General features: G+C 37.1%; 24 protein-coding genes. 2 read left to right on the top strand and 22 right to left on the bottom strand.

The window, feature by feature from the left end; all coding sequences use genetic code 11:
* Window positions 1-2: 2 nt before the first annotated feature.
* From BMX18_RS07390 to pbp2a, 15 genes are all read right to left on the bottom strand, one after another.
* Window positions 3-1970 (bottom strand): cylE protein, encoded by a 1968-nt coding sequence (locus BMX18_RS07390; protein WP_093815868.1) that lies wholly within the window; start codon window positions 1968-1970, stop codon window positions 3-5.
* On the bottom strand, window positions 1967-2845 hold the full coding sequence (locus BMX18_RS07385; protein WP_093815865.1) for an ABC transporter permease: 879 nt from the start codon (window positions 2843-2845) through the stop codon (window positions 1967-1969). Before BMX18_RS07385 ends, BMX18_RS07390 begins: the two co-directional genes overlap by 4 nt.
* Window positions 2838-3767 carry an ABC transporter ATP-binding protein gene (locus tag BMX18_RS07380; RefSeq protein ID WP_093815863.1) on the bottom strand — a complete coding sequence of 310 codons (930 nt, stop codon included), beginning with the start codon at window positions 3765-3767 and terminating at the stop codon, window positions 2838-2840. Before BMX18_RS07380 ends, BMX18_RS07385 begins: the two co-directional genes overlap by 8 nt.
* A complete protein-coding gene (fabZ, locus tag BMX18_RS07375) occupies window positions 3757-4233 on the bottom strand; it encodes a 3-hydroxyacyl-ACP dehydratase FabZ (RefSeq protein WP_093815861.1) in 477 nt (158 codons plus the stop codon). The genes BMX18_RS07380 and fabZ overlap by 11 nt, the downstream gene beginning before the upstream one ends.
* The gene (locus tag BMX18_RS07370; protein ID WP_074564877.1) at window positions 4220-4522 is read right to left on the bottom strand and encodes a phosphopantetheine-binding protein; all 303 of its coding nucleotides are present in this window, start codon (window positions 4520-4522) and stop codon (window positions 4220-4222) included. The genes fabZ and BMX18_RS07370 overlap by 14 nt, the downstream gene beginning before the upstream one ends.
* The gene (fabG, locus tag BMX18_RS07365; protein WP_093815859.1) at window positions 4515-5237 is read right to left on the bottom strand and encodes a 3-oxoacyl-ACP reductase FabG; all 723 of its coding nucleotides are present in this window, start codon (window positions 5235-5237) and stop codon (window positions 4515-4517) included. Before fabG ends, BMX18_RS07370 begins: the two co-directional genes overlap by 8 nt.
* Window positions 5234-6019, bottom strand: a complete 786-nt coding sequence (locus BMX18_RS07360) for an ACP S-malonyltransferase (RefSeq protein WP_257609279.1) — start codon at window positions 6017-6019, stop codon at window positions 5234-5236. The genes fabG and BMX18_RS07360 overlap by 4 nt, the downstream gene beginning before the upstream one ends.
* Before the next feature lie 56 nt (window positions 6020-6075).
* Complete coding sequence (locus tag BMX18_RS07355) at window positions 6076-6384, bottom strand: cylX protein (protein ID WP_093815855.1); 309 nt, start codon at window positions 6382-6384, stop codon at window positions 6076-6078.
* A gap of 39 nt (window positions 6385-6423) precedes the next feature.
* Window positions 6424-6627 (bottom strand): hypothetical protein, encoded by a 204-nt coding sequence (locus BMX18_RS07350; RefSeq protein ID WP_093815853.1) that lies wholly within the window; start codon window positions 6625-6627, stop codon window positions 6424-6426.
* Window positions 6628-7052: 425 nt separating this feature from the next.
* A complete protein-coding gene (locus BMX18_RS07345) occupies window positions 7053-7982 on the bottom strand; it encodes a helix-turn-helix domain-containing protein (RefSeq protein WP_093815851.1) in 930 nt (309 codons plus the stop codon).
* Window positions 7983-8200: 218 nt separating this feature from the next.
* A complete protein-coding gene (nusG, locus tag BMX18_RS07340) occupies window positions 8201-8740 on the bottom strand; it encodes a transcription termination/antitermination protein NusG (protein ID WP_074561157.1) in 540 nt (179 codons plus the stop codon).
* A gap of 97 nt (window positions 8741-8837) precedes the next feature.
* Window positions 8838-9284: an HXXEE domain-containing protein gene (locus BMX18_RS07335; protein ID WP_257609278.1), complete on the bottom strand. Its 447-nt coding sequence runs from the start codon at window positions 9282-9284 to the stop codon at window positions 8838-8840.
* A gap of 111 nt (window positions 9285-9395) precedes the next feature.
* Window positions 9396-9572 carry a preprotein translocase subunit SecE gene (gene secE, locus BMX18_RS07330; protein ID WP_020916021.1) on the bottom strand — a complete coding sequence of 59 codons (177 nt, stop codon included), beginning with the start codon at window positions 9570-9572 and terminating at the stop codon, window positions 9396-9398.
* 64 nt (window positions 9573-9636) lie between these two features.
* Window positions 9637-9789: a 50S ribosomal protein L33 gene (gene rpmG / locus BMX18_RS07325; protein ID WP_003067827.1), complete on the bottom strand. Its 153-nt coding sequence runs from the start codon at window positions 9787-9789 to the stop codon at window positions 9637-9639.
* Window positions 9790-9840: 51 nt separating this feature from the next.
* Window positions 9841-12150 (bottom strand): penicillin-binding protein PBP2A, encoded by a 2310-nt coding sequence (gene pbp2a / locus BMX18_RS07320; protein ID WP_093815948.1) that lies wholly within the window; start codon window positions 12148-12150, stop codon window positions 9841-9843.
* Between the two features lie 174 nt (window positions 12151-12324).
* Between pbp2a and BMX18_RS07315 the strand changes: the two genes are divergently transcribed.
* Both BMX18_RS07315 and BMX18_RS07310 read left to right on the top strand, forming a co-directional pair.
* Window positions 12325-12528 (top strand): hypothetical protein, encoded by a 204-nt coding sequence (locus BMX18_RS07315; protein ID WP_020916015.1) that lies wholly within the window; start codon window positions 12325-12327, stop codon window positions 12526-12528.
* Window positions 12529-12582: 54 nt separating this feature from the next.
* Window positions 12583-13443: an RluA family pseudouridine synthase gene (locus BMX18_RS07310; protein WP_093815848.1), complete on the top strand. Its 861-nt coding sequence runs from the start codon at window positions 12583-12585 to the stop codon at window positions 13441-13443.
* 118 nt (window positions 13444-13561) lie between these two features.
* Here BMX18_RS07310 and BMX18_RS07305 read toward each other — a convergent pair whose 3' ends face one another.
* The 7 genes from BMX18_RS07305 to BMX18_RS07275 all read right to left on the bottom strand — a co-directional run bounded on the left by BMX18_RS07305 (window position 13562) and on the right by BMX18_RS07275 (window position 23674).
* Window positions 13562-15178 carry a zinc ribbon domain-containing protein gene (locus BMX18_RS07305; RefSeq protein ID WP_093815846.1) on the bottom strand — a complete coding sequence of 539 codons (1617 nt, stop codon included), beginning with the start codon at window positions 15176-15178 and terminating at the stop codon, window positions 13562-13564.
* Between the two features lie 1107 nt (window positions 15179-16285).
* On the bottom strand, window positions 16286-17128 hold the full coding sequence (locus BMX18_RS07300; protein WP_093815946.1) for a helix-turn-helix domain-containing protein: 843 nt from the start codon (window positions 17126-17128) through the stop codon (window positions 16286-16288).
* A gap of 154 nt (window positions 17129-17282) precedes the next feature.
* Window positions 17283-18911, bottom strand: a complete 1629-nt coding sequence (groL, locus tag BMX18_RS07295; RefSeq protein ID WP_039697446.1) for a chaperonin GroEL — start codon at window positions 18909-18911, stop codon at window positions 17283-17285.
* Window positions 18912-19273: 362 nt separating this feature from the next.
* Window positions 19274-19558, bottom strand: coding sequence for a co-chaperone GroES (gene groES / locus BMX18_RS07290; RefSeq protein WP_039697445.1), 285 nt, complete (start codon window positions 19556-19558; stop codon window positions 19274-19276).
* A gap of 170 nt (window positions 19559-19728) precedes the next feature.
* Entirely contained in the window at window positions 19729-20766 is a 1038-nt protein-coding gene (locus tag BMX18_RS07285; protein ID WP_074869752.1) for a hypothetical protein, read from the bottom strand.
* A 131-nt stretch (window positions 20767-20897) separates the two neighbouring features.
* Window positions 20898-21701, bottom strand: a complete 804-nt coding sequence (locus BMX18_RS07280) for an ABC transporter ATP-binding protein (protein WP_074869749.1) — start codon at window positions 21699-21701, stop codon at window positions 20898-20900.
* Window positions 21701-23674 carry an ABC transporter substrate binding protein gene (locus BMX18_RS07275; RefSeq protein WP_093815844.1) on the bottom strand — a complete coding sequence of 658 codons (1974 nt, stop codon included), beginning with the start codon at window positions 23672-23674 and terminating at the stop codon, window positions 21701-21703. Before BMX18_RS07275 ends, BMX18_RS07280 begins: the two co-directional genes overlap by 1 nt.
* Window positions 23675-24170 lie beyond the last annotated feature (496 nt).

Genomic DNA, 24170 nt, shown 5'->3' with positions numbered 1-24170 from the left:
ATTTAACTCCTTTTATATTCTGTTATTCTCACATTGACAGCGTGAGTAAGGCTGGTGTCAAAAACACATCTGATTTTTAAACTATTATTTTCCTTATATGAGTAAAAAACACCATCTTTACAAGCGAAACAAATATAACGATCTTGCTTTTCATCATAGACCACTAACTGCTGCTTGCTTTCTAAAATGTGCGATTTATTTTGATAAGGAATACTCTCATGAAAGCGTAAGGCTTTAAGATTTCCTTTTATTTTGAAAGTAAATGAAAGTGAAGCATAATCACAATCTTTCGGAATAGCTTTGTAGGGAATAACCAGTTGATTATGTGCTAACACTAACCGACTAGTCGCATAACTTTTACGATTTTTTAAAAAACGCTTCGTTCCATAACCATGCTCTTGTTCTAAAGTTAGTTGGCTTATGTATTTTAAAAGATTTTTAGAACTTGGTTGATAGCCCAACTTGTCAAAAAATGGCTGAGTTTTTGGCAAAGTTAAATCCGAAAATGTAATCTGGTAAGATGAACCAGCAAACTCATCTGGAGAACAAATGCTCAATGGACGAAATTGCATTTGATTACTAGCTTTTCCTAAAGGAGAATAGTGAACATGGCAGTCTTCACTTGGAATCTCGTAATCAAAACTTTCCCCAACAAAGGCTTCTGCCCTCAAAAAATCATCATGTTCTTGTGGATAATAACCTGGACGATTTGCTTTATAGGTCGTTTGCTCCTTAATCAAATGTTCTTGATTAAAAATCCTGAATCCTTGCTTAATTAGCTGAGGCATCATGTCTTTAGCAGTTGCATTGCAATCATATCGACAAATCATGGTGTCCTCAGAAAAACTGATAGTTTTTTTGATACGCGCTTTCTTGTAAGACCAGATAATTTCAAGATGATTTGGCTTTTCTTTTACCTTGAAAGTCAAAGTTAAGGGCTTACTAAACATGATAAAAGTATCCTCAAAGACCACGCGCTCACCTTTACAAAATAGCAAGCTCCCTTCGTGCGACACTTTTAGTCTATAGCCGCTAAAGTTTTGTTTTAAAAGATGATTTTTTCCTACCGACTGGTTACGACAGCGCTCCAACTGCACTGCAATCGTCCCTTGCTTAGTCACAATATTTGCCTGTACGAAATAGCGAGAAGCTAGTCCAAGTGACAAACGCTTGTGCTTACGATCCAATCTTGCCAATCGCTTACCAATTTTGACCTGAATCTTTTCAATGTCTTCTGATAAAGAATCAACCTGCAAATAAAAACGCCCTGATTCCTGCACAATCTCTAGCTGAAACAATGCCATTTTTAAAAAATAAGGAAGTGTCGCTTCATCTTGCACCTTAAAAGACAATTCTTCTTTTGAAATCTGTGTTCGAATAAAGGTTTCCTTTCGAGTTGAATCCTCAATTTCCTCTAAAATCTCAAAAGTCGACAAATCATATTCCTTACCATAATAATCTGATAAACAAAAAGTTTTAATCACTTTTGGTAAATTGCTACGAAGAGAACGGCAATGTAAAATATCTTCATAAGTTTGGCTATATTCTCTAAAACCATTCAAACGAGATAAGGAAAGCGATGGTTTATTGTACTTACTAATCTCAGTAAAAAGATTTGAAAAACCAAGCTGAGCAATTCGTTCTAAAATCGTTCGGTAGAGATAAGAAATCGCTTGGCCACCACGATTTTCAGAATCAATCAGCAAAAAGCCACTAAAACTACTGTCTACATCCAAGCACTCATGCGTAATAAATTTGAAGAAAGCTGATGTTCCAATTAATTTCTTTTGCTGACGTAAGAGAAAAAATGGTTCAACTTCTTTAACTTTCATGGTCAAATCAAAATCTTCTACGCTCAGAGGTTTACCATCTGGGAACTGATAGACTTTATTTTTATTAAAGAGATTAATGATTTCAGGATAATCATCAAACTGTGCCCTAAAAACCTCTAATTGATTTTCTTCCATCATTTTTTAACCTTTTTAATCACAAAATGTAGCACAAGAAAAGCTACGATAATAATCAAACAGTATTCCAACATAAAATGATTAGATAGAGCTTCTCCACCAGTGTCTTTTAGCACCAAGCCATAAGATTCCTTATAATCTGCCACAACAGAACTATCTGCCTTATCAAAAACGTTTTTTAGCGATTCTTTCATCAATACCTGCTTTAACAGAGCATTAATCTGGGTCAATGGAAACCAAGTCATCACCTGTTGCAAAGTTTTTCCGACAGAACCAATTGATAAATAAACACCTGAAATAAACCCAATGAAGGTTCCGACAATCGTACTTAAAGTTGTAAAAGCTGAGCTAGATTGAATAAAAGCCAAAATCGGCAAAATAATCGCTGCTGAAAGCACTGTTCCTAAAGAAATAATGCCAAAAATTCTAAGGTAATCCGCAGCTGAAAAATCAAGTAAAGATGAGAATCCATTGAAAATCCCAATCGCAAATAAGCACGAAAACATTGTAAGCATAATTCCAAAAAGAATAGCAAAAATGGCATATGACAATTCAATCGCTGAATTTGGCATTGGACTAACTTTAAAATCTTCACTTAATTTCTTTTCACGGTCAGCTACCATTACACCAAAAGCTCCAAGAGTACCAGTCATCGAAACAATGGTAGTCAACCCGGCAATCAACCAATAATTCACCATTTGAATCGTATCACTTGAAACCGTGTCGCTATGCAAAGCTGCTTTAATAGCATCAATTTGAATTTGCCCTAAGAAAACTTGGTAAACCAAAATTAGAATAATAACTGAGAGAAATGACATAAAAAATGCCATACGGTCACGCGTATAAACCTTGCGATTTCTAGAAATTAATTCAAGCATTAACCTCTCCTTCCTTTTCCTTCAGCAAGTTCAAATAAGCTGCTTCTAGGTTAGAATAAACCACATCAAACTTTTCAATAATAGCTTGATCTTTATTATCAGAAATAATTTGCATCATCTCATCAACAGTGACGTCTCTAAAGACAATCTCTCTTTCAGACAAAACTTCACTCTTCATTACAAAAGATGCTACATCAAGGGAAGTAACCGAATGACCTTCTTTGACTCGCAATTGCAGATTAGTCGTTGAATGTTCCTTGATAAAGCCCTCAATGTCTCCTGAATAATAAAGTTTACCAGCAATTAAAACATTTAAAACATCACAAGCAGCCATTTCCTCAAGATAGTGCGTAATCAAAACAACTGTCATATGAGCTTCTTTATTCAAATGACTGATGGCCTCCCACAAATCATGCCTTGACTGGGGATCAAGCCCTGTCGTTGGCTCATCAAGTAAAAGTAAAGATGGTTTTGGTAAAAGAGCACGCGCAATATCAACCTTACGTTTTTGACCGCCCGAAAGACTTCCATAAGCTCGCTTTCTAAGGTCACGCAAATCTAAATAAGCTTGTAACTCTTCAAGACGCTTACGAACAGCTGCTCTTGATAAACCATACAAAGCGCCTCTAGCTATCAAGTTCTCTTCAACACTGAGATTATCATCTAAACGATTACTCTGAAAAACAATCCCAATGTGCTTATAAAATTCTCTATCACTCAGTACTTTTCCATCGACTTCCCAAGTAATATCTCCAGAATTTGGTTTAAAATTTTTAATCAAAAGATTGAAAAGTGTTGTCTTTCCAGCACCATTTGGACCAAGTAAGCCGTAAAACTTACCCTCTTCAAATACCAAATCAATCCCCTTTAATGCCTCGAAAGAACCATATTTTTTTCGGATATTTTGTAACCTAATCTCCATTTTCAGACACCAACATCCTTCCCGAAGCCACTTCTTGCTTATTTTCATCTCGAATAATCGCCTGAATTTCAAGGAGCTGACCTAGTTTTGATTGTGACTTGCAAGTGATTGTCAATTGATCACCCGGCGTAGCAATTTTTTTAAATTTGAAATTTTTCACACTTGCCAAATACCCAACTTTTTCAGCCACATTTTCAGCACTTAACTCCTCACCGCTTACTTCTTTTCCGCCAAGAGAGTCTAAAATATAGAGTAATGCTGCTGATTGTGCAGCCATTTCAATCATTAAAACACCAGGTACAATCGGACGTTCAGGAAAATGCCCTTGAAAAAAAGGCTCGTTAATCGTGATATTTTTTCGACATTCAATAACACCCGTCTTATACTTTAAGACTTTATCAACTAACAAAAAAGGATAACGGTGCGGCAACATATTGATAATGTCTTCACTGTTAATCTTCACCATTAAACTCCTCACTGTTTTCAATCACAAAATCAGCTAATTTATTAACTGATGATAAAACAGCCATGTCATCGTCATTGATTTCAACTCCAAAAGTTGTTGACAAACCAATTGACAATTCCAAAGCATCAATCGAATCAAGCTCTAAACCACGTCCGAACAAAGGCTGATCGTTCATGATTAGCTCCTTGTCCAAATCCAACATTAACGATTCAATCAAAACATCTTTGATTTGATCAACTACTTCTTGACGGGTTTTAATCACTTTTTTCTCGTCATTCCAATTAATCATTAATCATCCCTCCATCAATTACCAAATTTTTTCCTGTAATGTAATTTGCTTTATCACTCACTAAAAATGCAACTGCCCACGCAACCTCTTTCGGATGCCCGAAACGTCCAAGAGGAATCAAATGCTCTGCAATCTCATCCTTATTTTGAAGTTCACTAGTCATATCAGTCTCAATAAATCCAGGACTGACACAATTCACAGTGATTTGATCCTTAGCAAATTCTTTGGCTAATGTTTTAGTTAGCGCAATAATAGCCCCTTTACTTGCTGAATAATTAGCCTGTCCAACCTGACCAGCGACACCGCTCGTTGATGAAATATTGACCACCTTACCATGAATGTGTTTAGCTTTCATGATTCGCAAAACTGCTTTAGTCATATTCACCAAGCCCATCAAATTAACATTAAGAACATCCTGCCATTTTTCTTCAGACATCATCAAAAAATAGCCATCTCGAATAATCCCTGCATTATTAATCAGACAATCAATGTGTCCATACTGACGGAAAATGCTTGTCACTAATTTTTGAACAGCTTTGGCGTCTGACACATCACATTTATAGGCTTCAAGACCTGGTAACTCTTCTTTCAGAGCATTAGCTTTGGCGTCATTTCCAGCATAAATAGCAATAACTTGATAACCTTCCTTATGCAATTCTGTTGAAATAGCCTTACCAATGCCACGTGTGCCACCAGTAACAATCGCAACTTTCATTTTTTGCCCTTTCTATGTTGCAGCTTCATCAATTGTTTTGAAATGAATTTATTCGGCGATAAATCTAAAATATTTGTGTCTGTACTTAAAATATCTTCCTTGATTTTTTGCCAGTTAAACAAATGATGCCACTGGTAAATAATTTCTTCCTCTAAGTCATCACAGTGAAAAACATACTTGTATGCTTGATTCTGTTTGATATGTAATTCCTGAACTAATTTTCGGTAGTTTTCCTGAGAGTCACTCAAAAAACTTGTATGATAAGGTGCCTTAACACCCAGAGGTTTTACCTTCAATAAAAGGCCTGCTTCTTTCGCAGAATCCTGCAAAAGAGGCAAGTCTTCTTGTCTCATAGCTAAGACTCCCGATTTCTCATCTGTCAATATGGCTAACTGAAATTTATCTGGAAAATCCTTTAACACCTTTTGCTTAAAAAGTTCCATATCTTCTGTCATCACCAAATGTAACTCTTCTAAACAAGAGAGTGATTCTACCAGTTGAGCACGCTTCTTAATAAAGGCTAAAATATCTTTAAAACTAGCACTTCCACTAGCTAATAAAACATTAAAAATACCTGCACTATGTGCTGAAAACTGTGTCCCAACCTCAACCATATCTTCTGGAGTTATCCAAGCATTATAAAGAAAAGTCGTTAACATAGCAGCATACAAGTTTTGTAAATTAACCTTCTTAGCCAGAATATCTTGAAATAACTGATAAGCTTTTGGGTCACAAGCTTCCAATTGTAAAAGTAAATTCTGACCTTTCTCAGTCTTAGCCATCTGATGCAAATGTTTCAATTGAACATTTCCTTGACCACCATAGATTACTGTCGACATCACCTTTGTATCCTTTCCACAAGAAGTATGGGAGCATTGTAATCTACAACTCCCCCATTCCCACAATATTTCTTGAGGACTTTTACTGATTCATTGGTCACATAATCATAAGTAAGGCCTAAAATCTCTACTCTTAATAAAAGGGCACCTTTTTCATAAGTGCCACCTTCAACGATTTCTTCAGCATAGTAGACTTTACCCACCAAATGTGTTGAAATCAATAAACTATTTGCCAGCCGTGTATCATACAAACAATATTGGTGATCAGAAAGTTCTTCAATCTTCCCTAATATATTAGACTTGTTCATTAATTTGTACCTCCAGCACAAATCATTACACTACTAAAATTATGCTTGTTCTTTCACCATAATATTGGCATTTTTTCTGATTGTACCCAATAAAATCTTTTTTTGACTATTTTGCTCAATCATTGTCAATTTAAACAATTCATCATCCACCCATACAGAAACTAATTTATTATCTTTGGTAGAATTATTCAGGGTTAGATAAGAAACTTCTTCGATTCTCTTTTCAATATTGCTTGTTATCATTGCTGTATTTTTCCTCAGAAATACTTCCTTGTATCATCTTTGCTTGACACTGCTTGGGGAAACAGCATCCCTATCTTAAACTAAAATTTTAAAAACTTTTAGCCTTTCCAAAAAATTAAAAAATTAAGTAATACAAACATATCCTTCATCCTTTCTATATTTATTAGCACATATTATATAGCGTTTTCATAAAATTACGTGAGGACATTCATGTCCATATGAAAAAAGGGAGTGAGACAGAAATCGGTAATTTCAATGAAATTCGATTTCGTCGTCTCACCTCCGCACAGTTGACTAAGTTGGTCGCAATTTTTGCAAAGCAAAATAAGAACTAGCAGTCAGCCTCTGCCCCTTATTTATTACAACTGTATAAAATAAGAAGCTAGACATTTGTCTCAGCCTCTTTTCACGATTCTAAAATTTTTCTAAATGGCTCCGTCATTTCTATCCAGACCTAGGAACTCTAAGTCTTTTTTCCATTCGCGCTGCATATTTTGCTTAATCAAATCTTCCGACAACAAATCAGCCATCATAATGGCTTTTTGATAATCTTTTCTCGCTTTCTCAAAATCATGTTTCAAAAAAAGAGCGATTTTCCACTCAAAGGCATAAACAAAAATATTATCTCTATAATCATTACGCCTTGTCATAATTCCTCGCAAGACTTCAATTACATCAGGCAATAAATCATATTCCCCATAGCAACATAAAATTCCCGCAGCAGAGATAATGACATCTTGAATTTTACCCAAATCAGCTAAAGGAAAATAACTCACCGCTAAAATCACCTTGCTAAGTAAATCTATAAATTCAACCTTATCAAAATCTTTGATTGCCAACGACAAAAGACGTAATTGAATAATCTCAACATCATTAAAAGACAATTGTGTTTTTTTGCAGGCTTGTCCCAAATATTCATCTAACAAACCTTGATCAAATGAAGCATTTCCCGTACAAATCATATCGACTGAAGCTTGAGCAACTTGAACAGCAATCTGTTCTTCCTCAGGTAAATCATCAAAGTAGCAGTCATAAATCTGCTCAATAATCTTCTCACGCTGCAACAGTCGCTCCTTATTACCATAATGGTAAAGTGTCCTAAGTTGATAACGTAAATTAATGTAACCTTCTGGTAACTTTAATCCTTCTTTATTCGTCAAATTATCCAAAGAAACTCCCAACTTCTCAGCAATATAAACAGCTGTTGCAATCGTAGGTAAAGATTGTCCCTTTTCAATTCGTTGAAGCTGCCTTGTTGTCAACACATCTTCAATCCCACAAACTCTTTGTCGACTCATTCCCTTTTCTTTTCGCAAGTCTCTTACCTTTTGACCAAATTCTTTTTTAAAATCCACGACAAAGAATCTCCTCAATCTATTTTTAGTTAAAAAATACTTTGAAAATCAAAGTATACTGCAAACTCTAACCACCCTGTAATATTCTAAATATAGCAGATAAATGAGAGAAAGACAAGATACTCTGAAAGTGAATACGTTTTAAGACAATACAATTTTTTAAATAAAAAAATACCTCTAAACTACCTGAGCTTAGAGGCTTCTTTAAATAAGAATGATTACAATTCAGCGATTTGGTAAAGTTCCAATTCAGCTTGTGTTTCTGTTCCGAACATGTTGATCATCAATTTAACTTTGTTGTTTTCGATTTCAACAACACGTCCTTCTTGACCAGAGAAAGCACCATCGATGATTTGAACCACATCACCTGGTTTGATGTTTGTGTCAACGACATCAACAGTTTGTCCCATTGAGATAAGGATTGAACGGATTTCTTCTTCCAAAAGTGGAGTTGGTTTTGAACGGTTACCGTGTGAACCAACGAAACCAGTAACGTTTGGAGTGTTACGAACAACGAACCAAGCTTCGTCTGTCATAACCATTTCAACCAAAACATAACCTGGGAAGCGATTTTCTTCAACTTCTTTGATTTTACCGTTCTTTTCAACGTTAACAGTTTGTGTTGGGATTTCAACACGCAAGATGTTGTCCAACATGTTGTAAGTTTGTGCACGTTGCAAAAGAGTTTCTTTTACTTTGTTTTCGTAACCAGAGTAAGTTTGTAGCACAAACCAACCTTTATCAAAAGAATCTAACATAATTTCCTCCATTATAAAAAAGCCCCTTAAAGGCTTCTTGGGTGTTTTTCTTTATTTTATTATAGGAAAAATCGCTAGCGCTGTCAATGAATTACTGCTAAAGAAGCTGATTTAACACTTTAAAAGACAGCAAGATATTGCCAAAGATAATCAGCAAAGTCACTAGTGCATAAAGGTAATAATGATAATCAACTAAGCCAAAAGAAAATAGAAAAGCAAGAGAGATAACAGCAGTTATAATACCACCAATCAAGCCTGGAACGTATCTCCTTAACATCAAGCTTTGCACAAGATGACCGACAATATGATAAATATAAGCAATTATAACCGTCACATAAAAACCAAAATGCTTGCTATAATAGCTGATGCCTAAAATCAATAGCAAAAGCAAGAGTTGCTCCAAAACCGTAAGATTAAAAACCAAAGGGCTATAATAAGCTTGAACTTTTTTAGTTACCTTAGATGTTGGTAAACTTGACACAAATCCAGGCATAAAAATCAACTCTTCCATCTCATGTATCATAAATAATGCTGGAAAAATCATAAAAAAGGCTATCATGCTCATTACCCCCAAAACTTTTATTAGCTACTTCAGCTCCATTATACTCTTTAATGACAAAAATAAACAACCGTAGCTCAAAGCTACGGCTGTACTTTAAAATCGATTTAACAAATCCATCACTCCCAGTGAGAGCAATTTATCGAAAATGAAAATAACAATGGTAAAGAATGCTGTATATTCAAGTACAGAGATATAATCTTTCCAACGTTGTTTACGATCTGGCCAAGTTGTTTCACTTAAAATCGTAAATACTCCCTTAATGAATGCCACAGGCGACTCCTCCTTATTCTATCATCTCGCTCATTACTCTAAAGCTGAGAATGACCGCTACAAATTATCGTGTTTCTTTGTGTAGCGTGTATTTTTTACAATGTTTACAATATTTATTAACTTCTAGTCGTACAGGTTTGGGGTTGCTACTAACTCCGATAGAGTAGTTACGGCTTCCACATTCTGTACAAGCTAAACTTGCTTTTTTCTGTGCCATAATTCCTCCGAGACCTTATTTTATCATGTTTTTTCCTACTTGGCAAGTGACTTAGTTAGTCTGCTTGTTGAACCAACTTGAGAAGTTATCCCAAGCATCTTTAACCGCACGGCCAATCTTATCTCCGGCATCTTGAGCTGATTCTTGAACCTTATCAAGGATGTTATCAGAGCTTGATGATTGGCTTGTGGCTGTTTGACCATTTGCGCTGTAAACCAAGTCATAACCATTTTGGCTATAAGCATTTTCAACGGTAAATTCTGTTCCTGCAGTGTATGGCAAAATGCTGCTGGCTACTGCGCTAAAGATTGTCGACGCTGTACCAGAACTTGCATCAGTTAGGTAGTGATTTTCATCTGTCGAATCATAACCAATCCACTGTGCGATAACCACGTCTGGCGTATAACCGATAACCCACTGGTCACTGGTCAAATCAGCATTGAAGTTAGCTTCCACTGTCCCAGTCTTACCTGCGATTGTGTAACCATAAGCATTGGCGTTGACCGCTGAACCGTTTGAGAAAGTTCCAAGCATCATGCTGGTCATTTTGTTAGCTACAGATTGGCTAATCACGCGCTTAGTTGAGGGCTTGAATTCCGCAATAACATCACCGCTGGCATTTTCAATTTTCGTAATCAAATGTCCTTTCGGCATTACACCACCATTAGCAAAGGTTGCGTAAGCTTGAGCCATTTCAAGTGGGTTGGTTGTAACACCACCACCAAGGGCAACGCCCAATTCTTCCTTAACATTTTTCATGTTAAGACCAAATTTTTGACCGTAGCTCATTCCCTTGCTAACACCGATTTTATGAAGTAAGTAAACCGCTGGGATATTGTATGAATTTGCCAAAGCTTGATACATTGGAAGGTCTGCTGTTTCAATACCTGCGTAGTTCGTTGGAGAATAACCATCGTAATCCCTAGGTGTATTTGGTAAATCAGTCGTAATGGCGTAACCTGAAGCAACAGCTGGTGAGTAAACCACTAGAGGTTTAATGGTTGAACCAGGGCTTCGTGAGGCTTGTGTCGCGTAGTTAAAGCTACGGAAAGTTGCTGAACTTGGGCTGACACGTCCAACCAAACCACGAACCGCACCAGTTGACGGATCCATGGCAACACTAGCTCCTTGGGCTGTTTGACCATCATAATCAGATACTGGGAAATAAGCCGTGTTATCAAAAACAGCCTGCATATTTGCTTGATAGTTTTGGTCTAATTCTGTGTAAATCTTATAGCCGTTGTTGACGATATCATTTTCAGACAAGCCATATTTTTTCTCAGCTTCTTGAATAACCGCATCAAAGTATGAACCGTACTGATAATCATCAGAATTTCCAGTATAAGTATCGTTCAATTCACTTGCGATATCAACTTGCTTAGCTTGATTGGCTTCTGCTTGTGTGATTTTTCCTGCATCAACCATAACTCCTAAGACCGTATTGCGTCGGTTTGTCGCATTTTCTACAGAGTAATAAGGGTTATAAATTTCAGGACCTTTTAGCATCCCAGCTAAGATAGCTGATTGTTCAACAGTCAGATTGGCAGCGTCCGTTCCGAAATACTTGCGGCTGGCATCTTGGACACCCCAGACCGAATTTCCAAAATAAGCATTGTTCAAATACATGGTCAAGATATCATCTTTACTGTATTTTTTGGTCAATTCAATCGCTAAGAAGAATTCTTTAGCTTTACGAGTGACCGTTTGTTCTTGGCTTAGATAAGCATTTTTAGCTAATTGTTGTGTGATGGTTGACCCACCACCAAAACGTCCCATGGTGAACAAAGCTAAGAAGAAACGAGAGTAATTAATCCCACCATTTTTGTAAAATGAACGGTCTTCTGTTGCAATTACCGCATTTTTCATGTTATCGCTAATGGCGTTTAACTCAACGTAAGTCCCTTTTTGCCCTGAAAGCGAACCAACTTGATTGTCATCTTTATCATAAATAACAGTTGTCGCCTTCAATGCGTCCTGCAAATCCGAGACATTGGTTGATTTGGCAACGGCAAAAAGGTAAGAGCCAATGGCTAAAACACCAATACCAACCAAAATGAGTAAGATTTTTCCAACTCGGTAACGACGCCAGAAACGTCTAATAGGATTCTTAGGCGACGGCATAAAACGCGAAAGCTTTTGCAACCAAGCCGGCTGCTTCTTTGCTTTTTCGTGATACCCTTTACTACGTTGGTAGGTTGGAGCTGTCTGCTCCTCAGTCTTTTCAGTTTCAAAGTCACTTAAGTCATCAGCCAGATAATCATTATCACTTTCCTGACTGGTGTGATTCTTGAAAGGTACTTCTTCTTTTTCTGATTTGAAAAAAGAAAGAAGCTTTTCTTTAATCATTTTAAATTTTGTCATAACCACATTATAACAGTTCTTTTGAAAAACGTCAGATGAAAAGGGATTTCATCTTGATTACAACGTTTTCATCTCTTTTGTGGTAAAATAAAAGTATCAATAAAAACGCTCACAACTTATCTGGTTGTCACAATTGTCCACGATACTTGAACGAGTATTAGAAAGGATTTTACCATGAACAAAGGATTCGAAGCATTCAAAAAAACATTGTCACACGATAGTTTAAAAGCCGTTTACGACGAAACAAAAATCGAAGTTTCAGAAAGTGAAGCCGAAGGCACTGAAGCTTACTCAATGGCTGTCGCAACTCAAATGGCAGTTAACCTTTTGGAAAAATACCACGATTGGCTACACGAAAACGAGGCTAAAGACAAGTAAATCTAAGCGCGCCATAAGGTGCGTTTTTTTGCGCACTCATGCTATAATAGAGCTATGACTTTAACATATACGCTTAAAAATCCTTATCCAGATAGCACAGTTAAGGAACTATTAGAAGAGCATTTACTGATTCCGCGAAAAATTCGCCATTTTTTACGCACCAAAAAACACTTACTGATTAATGGGGAAAATATCAACTGGCAGAGCTTGGTCAAAACAGGCGACACTATCCAGCTAACTTTTGATGACGACGATTACCCACAAAAAACGATTCCATTTGGTGATAGCAAGTTAGTTGAATGTCTTTACCAAGATGAGCATCTCATCATTGTCAACAAACCTGAAGGCATGAAGACACACGGCAACGAGCCAAATGAAATTGCTCTACTCAACCATGTGTCAGCCTATGTCGGAAAAACATGCTACGTCATTCACCGCTTAGATATGGAAACGAGTGGCGCTGTTATGTTTGCTAAAAATCCTTTTGTTCTGCCAATTCTAAATCGTCTGCTTGAAAACAAAGACATTTCACGTGAATATTGGGCACTAGCTCAAGGAAAATTTGAACCTAAACACCAAGTCTTTCAAGATAAAATTGGACGTGACCGTCATGACCGCAGAAAACGTGTCGTTGACCGAAAGAATGGTCAAACTGCCCTAACCATCGTTGATCGCCTCAAAGTTTTTCAAAAAGGAACTTTGGTCAAATGTCGTCTAAAAACGGGACGCACGCACCAAATCCGCGTCCATCTGTCAGCACACGGACATGCCATCATCGGTGACCCATTATACAGCAAAATTCCTGCTAAACGTCTCATGCTCCACGCGCATAAACTCAGCTTCACACACCCATTTACTCTTGAAAAAATCAGTGTTGAAGCCAAGTCAAAAACATTTGAAGCAGGATTACATTAAGAGGTTGGGACAAAAGTCACCAACCTCTTTATTTATGCAATTATAATAAGCAAAACGGAATGATTAAGTGGGTTCTAATGCGTTGATAAATCAACTTTTACACCCCTACTCTCTTTTCTTATTTTTTACTCAAAGTGCTACCAAGCATTGGCTTACTATAATCAAAATCAGCGTCTTTATTAGCTTGCCATACCACTAGAGTAAGCTTGTTACCATCTACTTTAATACCGAAAGTATACTTAACGCCTACACCACCTAAACCACTTACTACAAAGACGCTTGTGTCAGCATCATCCCCGTAAAGGTAATGATAGACATTATTTCCTTTGTCTTCAATCCCCGTAACCTTAGTTTGTTTCTTATTATTTTTAGTCGTTTGAGTGATTGTCCCATCAGCCTCAAAGGTAAATGACGTATCACTCTTATCATCGACTTTCCATGTGCCAAGCATGGCTTCTGGGAAGAGAGAATCGACTTTAATTTGATTATCTTCATTGGTCACAGTGATGCTCTTTTGTCCTGAATTAGCAACGACATAAGTCGCGCCAGCTTTCTTCAAGGTTACTTTACCTTCTAAGGTTTGGATGACTTCACCTGATGTTTGCTTTTCAGTATCTGTCGATTTATCGTAGTGGAAATCATAAGTTGCTGTAAATCCTGCCACATAAGTTTCCTTGCCGACTTGAGATAGACTAGTCAAAGTGATATTTGGTACTGTTAGACTTGTCGCCTTGCGGCTATCCGTTTGCATCTTAGCCTTGATACTTTCTTTCAAGCCTTTGTAAAAGTCATTATTGCCGCCGTCTTCAAAAACCGTAGATACCGTTGATGAGTCTTGCCCAGCGTTCAAATACAAGATCATTTGGTCAAAAGCTGATACCAAGACTTTTCCAGCTGTTTCATTATCCAAAAGATTATCGACATTCAAAGCAACCGTATCCCCATCAGCGATACTTGCTAGAGCTTGTTTTTGTGATTTCAAATCACCATCTGAAAATTTCTTCTTCACGTAAGCTTTAGCTGAATCTGTCAACGGGTAATCACTGACTTCGAACTCACCATTTTCCAAAGTTCCTACGCGCGTGTTATCAAAATAAAGCTCACCATCAACTAAGTTACTTGTCACCTTAAAGTTTTTAAAGGTAACAGATAAATCAAGAACCTTGTCCTTGCCATCGTAATCTTTACTTAACTCGATTGGTTTGCCATTGTATTTTCCAGAAATACTTGCCGTGTAATCCGCGATTGGCAAGCGTTCAAGCTTGACGCTGTAATCAGTTGAATCACTAAGCGCAACTTTCTTCTTATTGAGCAAAATGTCGACTTTATCTACATTCGTCTTAATGGTCAAATCCAAAGGTTTCAAAGCAATACGATAGTTTGGAAAAATCAAAAACTTACGACCGATTTTTTTAACGTAAGTATCATCAGAAGCGTCCGCTTTTGTTAAATCTCTACTTAACTTGTCAGCTTCTGATTGTGATAACTTGGTAAATGTCGCATACTTAGCTTCATCAGTTGTAACCTTTTCATTGTTATCAGCCCAAACGATATAACCTTTGATATTGTCAAAAGTATCCCCAGATTTTTGGTAGGCTGCTACATAATCTCGAATGACTTGTTTTTTAGAGTAGTGAAAACTTCCCCAAACCACAAAGACCAAGAGTAGCACTCCCACAATCACACTAGGAATCCAGACTTTTTTTCGTTTTAGCGTGTGTTTAAACTTTTTCATCTTTAGTCTCCCTATCCTATCAAATCTTAAATCATTATTATACCAAAAACTTTTTAAGCTACCATTACAAAAAAATCACACCATGTTACACCTAAAAAAGGCGGCTCAAAAGGCCACCTTTTACTTTTCAGAAATCATCTTTGTTATCCACAATAACAAGATAAACAGCACCTAAAACCGCGCCTGCAACACCTAACCAAAACATCATAAGCCTACTCCCTTCATACAGTAAGCATATATAAAACTAAACCAACATTTCTTACCTTTAGTATACTACAGACAGGTCTTTTTTACGATTATTTTATAACTTTACCAAAGAAAAAAGCAAACCTTACCAAATCAAAAAGGTTTGCTTTCTCCTAAGTTTTTTAGTGTAGCTGTCAGTCTTTTCAGAAAGTTATACAGTCAAGCTGCACCAACATATTTTCAGCTGCCCCCAACTGAAAATACGATGTCGAAGTAAAACAGGTTATCAGAATGATTAGCGAGTTATCAGTCGTTTTTGGTGTGAACAATCACCTAGCTAAAACACTCTCAATAAACCCTATCTCATGTCATACCTCTCGGAAATGTACTAATTTTTGTAATTGAACGCATAATACTACTAATACTACAGACGGTGTCGCTCAATAAGAAAAAAAGATATGACTTATACATCTCAATCCGAAGATTCAGATGTCATGATTAGCATAATGCTAACTCTCCTGGATAAAAATCCATCCCTTTAGAGCAATACTTTCCATTACACATGACTCCCAAAAATCAAAAGCTCCCAAACAATTGATTTATCCACATGTAAAACATCTTGCCTAACCAAAACTAATATCGCTCTGTAAGTACTCCTTAAAATACTTACGAATATAATATACCACGGAAAAAAGCACTTATAAGAAATTCGCAAATATGAAAATTCAATTTTTGTTTTTTCATATATGATAATTTTAAAATCTCCCTATTTTTTACGGTACAATAAGGACATAGGAGGTCATTATATGCCTAAGAAAATTTTTTTATTAATAGCACTTCTTATTCTGGCCTTTTTAATCCAAAGTCTGTTCACTCTAATAAAAAACGGAAAGTTTAATCCTTCAATTTTTATTATTTATATCATTTAATAAATTGTTCCAAATGTTCCTCTAAGAGTTTAGCCATGGTGGCATTTCCTAATTTTTCAACCATTTCAATACATTCTCTCATCGGTTGAACATCATCAGTCTCACCTTTCAAATAAGCCAAGGTATCTTTTAAAAAGGTTAAAAACACTACGGTAAACATGTCTTGATAATTAATCATACTTTCCAACTTAGTCATAAAATAAGTCGTGTAGTAAAGCTGATTACGCTCAATCAAAGCCAAGATAATATTAATAAAGGTCAACTGCGCAGCTTTTTTATGTTGAGGAAGTGACAGATAAAATTCATTACGTTCAGCAAGCGCTCTTCCTAAGAAAATCAAATCAGCATCAGATAAAATCGACATGGTGTTTCCAAAAAGATAAAGTTCATACTCTGTCCATTGTTCGATGCTATAGAGATATTGCGTCAAAAATTGCTTATCATCTTCTTTAATCTCATAACTTGGATCAAGGGCATAAATAGCACTGACAATATCAATCCTCGTCAAACGATTATAGGTATCAAAATTTTCGTCAGCTTCAAAATTTTTCAGCACCTCTTTAAGGCCTTCAATATCACCAGCCACTTGTAAATTAGCCAACTGGTTTCCAAGTCTAAAATAAAAACTTTCTTGATAATGATTCAGGGCGTGTCCAAATTCTGAAAAGCTCATGTGAATCGCTGAAATCGCCACTAAAAGTTTGTCTGCTGTAAGCATGCTTTGCCCATTTTCAAACTTTGATAACTGCGAAACTGACAACTTCTGACCAGCAACATCTTTTAACTTTAAGCCCCGCGCCATGCGTAATTCACGATATAGCTCGCCTAAGCTCATCATTTCTTTTTCATCCACGATAACACACCCCTCTTTCTAAAAAATTGCTTTTTTTAATTATATCAAATTCTTTTTAGATAAATAAATCACATAATCAACAAAAAGAACACCTCGCTTGAGGTGTTCTTTCTAATTAATCTATTCGAATTTTGGATTAGAATCCGCCCATCATTGATGGATCCATGCCAGGAGCTGCTGGTGTGCTTGCAGCAGGTTCTGGATGGTTAGCTACAACTGCTTCTGTTGTAAGAATAAGGCTTGCGACTGAAGCAGCATTTTGAAGAGCTGAACGGGTTACTTTAACTGGGTCAATAATACCAGCTTCAACCATGTTCACCCATTCACCGTTAGCAGCGTTGAATCCTGTACCAACTTCTGAGTTTTTCAAACGTTCAATAATAACTGAACCTTCGTAACCAGCGTTGAAGGCAATTTGACGAACGGGTTCTTCAAGAGCGCGAAGAACGATGTTACGACCTGTAGCTTCATCACCGTCAAGTTCAAGTTCAGCAACTTTAGAAATAACGTTAACAAGGGCAGTACCACCACCAGCAACGATACCTTCTTCAACAGCGGCACGTGTTGCGTTAAGGGCATCTTCAATACGCAATTTCATTTCTTTAAGAGCTGTTTCTGTAGCAGCACCAACTTTGATAACTGCAACACCACCAGCTAATTTAGCCAAACGTTCTTGAAGTTTTTCGCGGTCAAATTCTGATGTTGTTGAAACAAGTTGTGATTTAATCACGTTGACACGGTTAGCGATAGCATCTGCATCACCAGCACCTTCAACGATAACTGTGCTGTCTTTATCAACAGTTACTTTAGCTGCTTGACCAAGAGCTGCCATGTTAGCATCTTTCAACTCAAGACCAAGATCTTCTGTAATCACTGTAGCACCAGTCAAAATAGCGATATCTTCAAGCATTGCTTTACGACGATCACCAAATCCTGGAGCTTTAACAGCTACAACGTTGAATGTACCACGGATTTTGTTAAGAACAAGTGTTGGAAGAGCTTCGCCATCAACGTCATCAGCGATGATAAGAAGTGGACGGCTTGTTTTAAGCACTTCTTCAAGAAGTGGCAAGATATCTTGGATGTTTGAGATTTTCTTATCTGTAATCAAGATGTATGGATTTTCAAGGTCAGCAACCATTTTTTCGTTGTCAGTAACCATGTATTGTGAAAGGTATCCACGGTCAAATTGCATACCTTCAACAACATCAAGTTCTGTTTCCATACCACGTGATTCTTCAATTGTGATAACACCGTCATTACCCACTTTTTCCATGGCTTCTGAGATGTATTCACCAACTTTTTCAGAACGTGATGAAACAGCAGCGACTTGGGCAATAGCTTCTTTGTTAGCAACTGGTTGAGCGATTGATTTCAATTCGTCAACAGCTACTTTAACAGCTGCTTCAATACCACGACGAATACCGATTGGGTTAGCACCAGCAGTCACGTTTTTAAGACCTTCGCGAACGATAGCTTGTGTCAACACTGTGGCAGTTGTTGTACCGTCACCAGCGATGTCATTTGTTTTAGAAGCAACTTCTGAAACCAATTTTGCACCCATGTTTTCAAAGTGGTCTTCTAGTTCGATTTCTTTGGCAATTGTCACACCATCATTAGTGATAAGTGGTGAACCAAATGATTTTTCAAGAACAACGTTACGACCTTTAGGGCCTAAGGTTACTTTAACTGTATCTGCTAAAATATCTACCCCACGCATCATACTTGCGCGTGCATCTGATGAAAATTTAATATCTTTTGCCATATCTATTCCTCTATTTGATTTCTATTATATATTCCAAATAAAACTAAGTAGCTAAAAGCTATCTAGGTTGAAGACAAGACCTTTTTCTGATACTTTCTTTAGGTGGTACGGTCGGCAGGTTCGACAGTCCAGTGGACTGTTGAAGGAATCCAAGGAATTCCATGCCTAAGTTTTGAGCCGAGAGTCTCAAAACTTCCGGGTGGCCGATTTATTACTATTTCAGCCACTTTCACCACAGCAGAAAGTATCGTTTTATTGCTCGCTTCGCTCGCAAATAATCCTAAAATTCAACTGCAACAAATAATTAATTTTAGTTTATCTACATTCTAAGTAACTAAAAGCTACTATTTTGTTAATCTATCTTATGCTAATACAGCTAAAATTTCTGCTTCACGAACGATAGTAACTGTGTCGTCACCATCTTTCACTTCGACACCTGCACCAGTTTCAATAATCACTTTATCTCCAGCTGCAACACTTGGTGCGACCAATTCACCTGTCAATGTACGGGCACCAGTACCAACAGCTACAACAGTTGCCGTTTGTGTGCTTTCTTTGCCTGCGCCAGCAAGGACAAAACCACCAACTGTTTGTTCTTTTTCTTCTTCAACTTTCAAGACCACACGGTCACCTAATGGTTTCAACATGCTTTTGCCTCCAATATTTTTATTGTTGTTAGCACTCCTTACATTAGAGTGCTAATGTCTACAAAAACTATTCTAACACTTGGTCAAAAATAGTCAAGAAAAAAACACTAAAAAACAACTTAGACACTAAGTCATCTAAGTTGTTTTTTTATTTAAAATTTATTGATTAACTAATAATCTTTTTCAATCCCTTTAGCAGGAATTAAAGCAACTGGACCAGGTCCATTGGTTACACAAATATTTTCAATTTGTTTTTTTCTAATAATCTCAGCCACTTCTGCTAATGTTGTTGGTTGATAATCGTAATGTCCCATATATTTAAATAAATCGGTATACAATACATATAATTTCTTATCACGAATAAGAAGTTCTTGTGTTGCTTTTTCTTTCAGTAGGAAAAGTTTTTGACTTGGCAAATCCATCTCAATAGCAATTTGTACAATTGAGCGAATATATTCAAAATACTCCAAATCGTCTTCTTTTTGCATTTCTCGAGCTTTTGGCATCATAAACATATTTAAAAATTCGACTAAATAACAATTTTCACAAAGAGAACGCTGTTCGTAGTAATGAATGACAGTTTCATTAAGGTCTCCATAATCTGCAAAAATGCCTTGCTGCAATTGTTTTTCTCTTTCTTCTGAAATAGCAAATGGATTTTTAAAATTAACAATGGGAATCGGATTAAAATGCAAAGGCACTGACGCAGATATAGCACCGTTTTCCATCTGTTTCTTAAGCTGTTCACCGCTGGTCAAAACAGTTAATTCTGTCAACAGTTTCGTTTCTTGTAAAAACCAACTAATATTAAAACCATTAGCATCTGGCTCCAATGGATTAAAATCAAACCAGTCTACTCCCAATCCCCAAGCGATATTTAAAACATTTTGAAAAGAATGAAGCGGAGCATCCTTCGTCAATTTTCCGATGGCATGGATACCTTCTAAAACTTCATAACCATTTTTATCCAAATAATTTTTAGCTTTTTCATAGCTATTAAAAAAGAAAAGGATTTTTGAACCTTCATGAATTCCAACATAAGGAATACTTAACCCATTTTGCATATCAGCCTGACTAGTTGATAATATAACATAGACTTCAGATAAGTCAGCAATTTCTCTAGCTATTCTTGTCATTCGCTCTTCTTGTGTCTCTGATTTTATTTCCACACTTTTATTTTTAAATAATGCTTTTAATTTATTAAACATAAATCTCCTCCTTGTCATATATCCTACTAAAAACGTTTTCTATGTCAAGCAAATATTGCAAAATCAAGCATTTTGTACCATCTTTTCTAAGTAAAAAAACTAGAGTATCTCTAGTTTTTCAATCACTTCTTTTACCCCAACACCAAGGCATCGTCGTTTAGGACTTGACCACTGTTTTTGTGGAAGAGGTCCATAAGTTGTGCGACGGTCAGATTTTTCTTTTCTTCGCCACGAACGTCCACGACGATTTTTCCGTGATAGAGCATAACCAAACGGTTACCATACTCAATAGCATGTTCCATATTATGGGTAATCATCAAGGTTGTGAGCTCTTGTTCCTCGACGACTTTTTTAGTCAACTGCATGACCATATCGCTTGTTTTGGGATCAAGGGCTGCAGTGTGTTCGTCAAGAAGAAGCACTTTTGGACGTACCAAGGTTGCCATAGCAAGGGTCAAAGCTTGACGTTGACCACCTGATAGGAAAGCTGCATCGGTTTTCATACGGTTTTCTAGTCCCAATCCTAGCTCAGCCAATTTCTCTTTGAAAAGTTGACGTTCTGCTTCTGTAACTGATTTTTTGAAAAAGCTACGCTTTTTGCCACGACGGTAAGCAATGGCCATATTTTCTTCAATGGTTAGATTAGTTGCCGTTCCCATTCGTGGGTCCTGGAAGACACGGCTAATGTCTTTTGAACGTGCGGCAACTGATGCTTTGCGAATGGATTGACCATCTAGGACAATATCTCCTTCGTCAATCTCAACCACACCTGCGATAGAGTTCATCAAAGTAGATTTACCAGCACCATTTCCCCCGATAACTGAGATAAAATCACCTTGTTCAATGTCCAAGTTCAAGCCACGCAAAACGTGATTTTCGTTAACTGTCCCTTTTTCAAAGGTTTTATGAATATTTGATAAGCTTAAAAGTGCCATTAGTCGTTACCTCCTGGTGTCAATGTTTTTGAGGGTTTGATGTGAAGTTTGTTGCGAATTTCTGGAACATAAAGAATCAATGCAAGAAGGACTGCCGAAGCTAGTTTAAGCATTTGTGCGTCTACGTTCATGGCTAAGATAATGACAAGAACCAAACGGTACAAGATTGATCCAAGAACGATTGACCAGAGACGTTTGCCAAGTGGCAAGTATTTGACAATCACTTCTGCAAGAATAATAGAAGCCAGACCGTTGACGATTGTTCCTGTTCCCATATTCATATCAGCGTAGCCGTTATTTTGCGCTAAGAGTGAACCAGCAAGAGCAATCAAACCATTTGAAATCATGTAGCCAAGAATTTTCATACGGTCAACTTTAATCCCGTTAGCTTCCCCCATGGCAAGATTATCACCTGTCGCACGAAGAGCGAGTCCCATTTGTGTGTTCAACAAGACGACAAGTAGTAAAATCACCAGAGCCACAAAGATCACACCAATCAAAATCACAGCGTATAGTTTTGACAGATTGAGCGCTGATGTGAGGACTGTAACCAAAGTCGTTTGACCCGCTAGGGAAACATTGGCACTACCAAGAACCAAAAGGTTAACTGAGTAAAGAGCTGTCAACACGATAATCCCTGTTAAAAGTGCTGGAATTTTCATCTTGGTATGCAAGAAACCAGCAACGGCTCCAGCTAACATCCCAGCCACAAAACCACCAATAGTCGCAAGCAATGGATTAATGCCATTAACAATCATGATAGCTGTTGAAGCTGCACCAAGTGGGAATGATCCTTCAGCAGAAAGGTCAGCAATGTCCAAAATGCGGAAAGTAATAAACACACCTATAGCCATGATAGCCCACAAGAGACCTTGTGAAATAGCTGTTAAAATGATATCAATCCAAGCATTTGAAGCTTTTTTAGCTGACTTATTTGATGTTTTTGTCGGATTTGCTTTAGCAGTGCTACTTGCCTGCGTATTTGTCTTTTCACTATCATCAGTCGATGCTTTAGTTGCTTCATTTTCAATGCTACTTAAGTCAATGCCAAGTGTTTTTGCCATGTCATCGTTAGCTACTACATTAAGAGCTTTTGGATATTCTGCTGCTACTTGGCTGACATCTTCACCCTTGATAATGCGAACAGCTAATTTAGCTGTTTGACGACCAAGCGCCTCGTAATTGGCACCGTAAGTGAAAAGGACGCCTTGGTCAACTACGTCTGCAGAGCCACCAACAACTGGAACTTTCATTTCTTTTGATAGTTCTGTAAGTAGTGAAATGGCACTGACAATCATATTATCTGTTGGGATGAAAAGAACTTGTGTTTGACTCATTAAGCTTTTAGCTGTATCTTGAACATCATTAGTTGATGAAATCCCTTTGGTAATGACATCAATGCCTGCTTTAGCAAATTCTTTTTGCGCTTCTTCAACTTGAACTTCTGAATTACGTTCATTAGTTGTGTACATAATCCCAACTTTTTTCACATCAGGCATAACTTTTTGCAGCAATTCAACCTGTTTTGAAATAGGTGACATATCACTTGTTCCTGTCGCAATACCAGCTGGTTTTTCCATGGTATCCACTAATTTAGCTGACACAGGGTCAGTAACGGCTGTAAAGACCACAGGAACATCTGATGACAGATTTGACAAAGTCTGCGCTGCTGGAGTGGCAATCCCTAGAACCAAATCATTGTTAGAAATCAAGTTAGTTGAAATGGTTTGAAGGTTAGACTGGTCACCTTGAGCATTTTCATAATCTAGCTTAAGATTCTTACCATCAACATAACCTTCTTTTTTTAATTCATCTACAAAACCTTTGCGTGCAGCCGTTAAAGATGGATGCTCCACATATTGGAGAATGCCAAGATGGACAACATCTTTGCTTGCGTTTTTGCTTGACGAACACCCTGCTAAGGTGAGGGCAGCTAACATAACTGCCATTAAAGCCGTTAAACCTTTTTTCATAATTTACCTTCCTCTACTTTTTACTCACTTGTCTAAAGCGTGCGCTAGACAAGCTAACCTAATATCACCATTAGGGATTTCCCCTAAATCAATCACAACAAAAACCAGCTAGTTCAAAAAACTAACTGGTTTTTACGCGTATGCAAAAAAAGTAGAAACACTTAAAAGCCAGTTAGATTTTTGAGTATCTAATCGGCTTTTCAAAACAGGCAAAATGCTTTAGCTTCATAGATACAAACGCAGGTGACGTTTGCATCCATGATGGCTACAAACGTCTATCTAAAGAAACTAAAGTAATAGTATCGATTCAGTTTTTCAGTCGTTATAGACGTTAAATTAAGCATACTTTCTCTCCTGTTAAGAATAACAAATCAATGAGTGCTAGGTATTGACTTGCATCAATTGTTTTTGATTGTAAACTAGTCTACCCTTATTTTGATATTTTGTCAATATATTTTTAAAATTCAGAAAAATAAACCATAAAAAAGTTCCTAGC

The organism is Streptococcus sp. 45 (genome assembly GCF_900108865.1).
GTDB classification, from domain to species: Bacteria; Bacillota; Bacilli; order Lactobacillales; family Streptococcaceae; genus Streptococcus; species Streptococcus ruminicola.
This window is presented reverse-complemented; position numbering and strand designations above follow the sequence as displayed.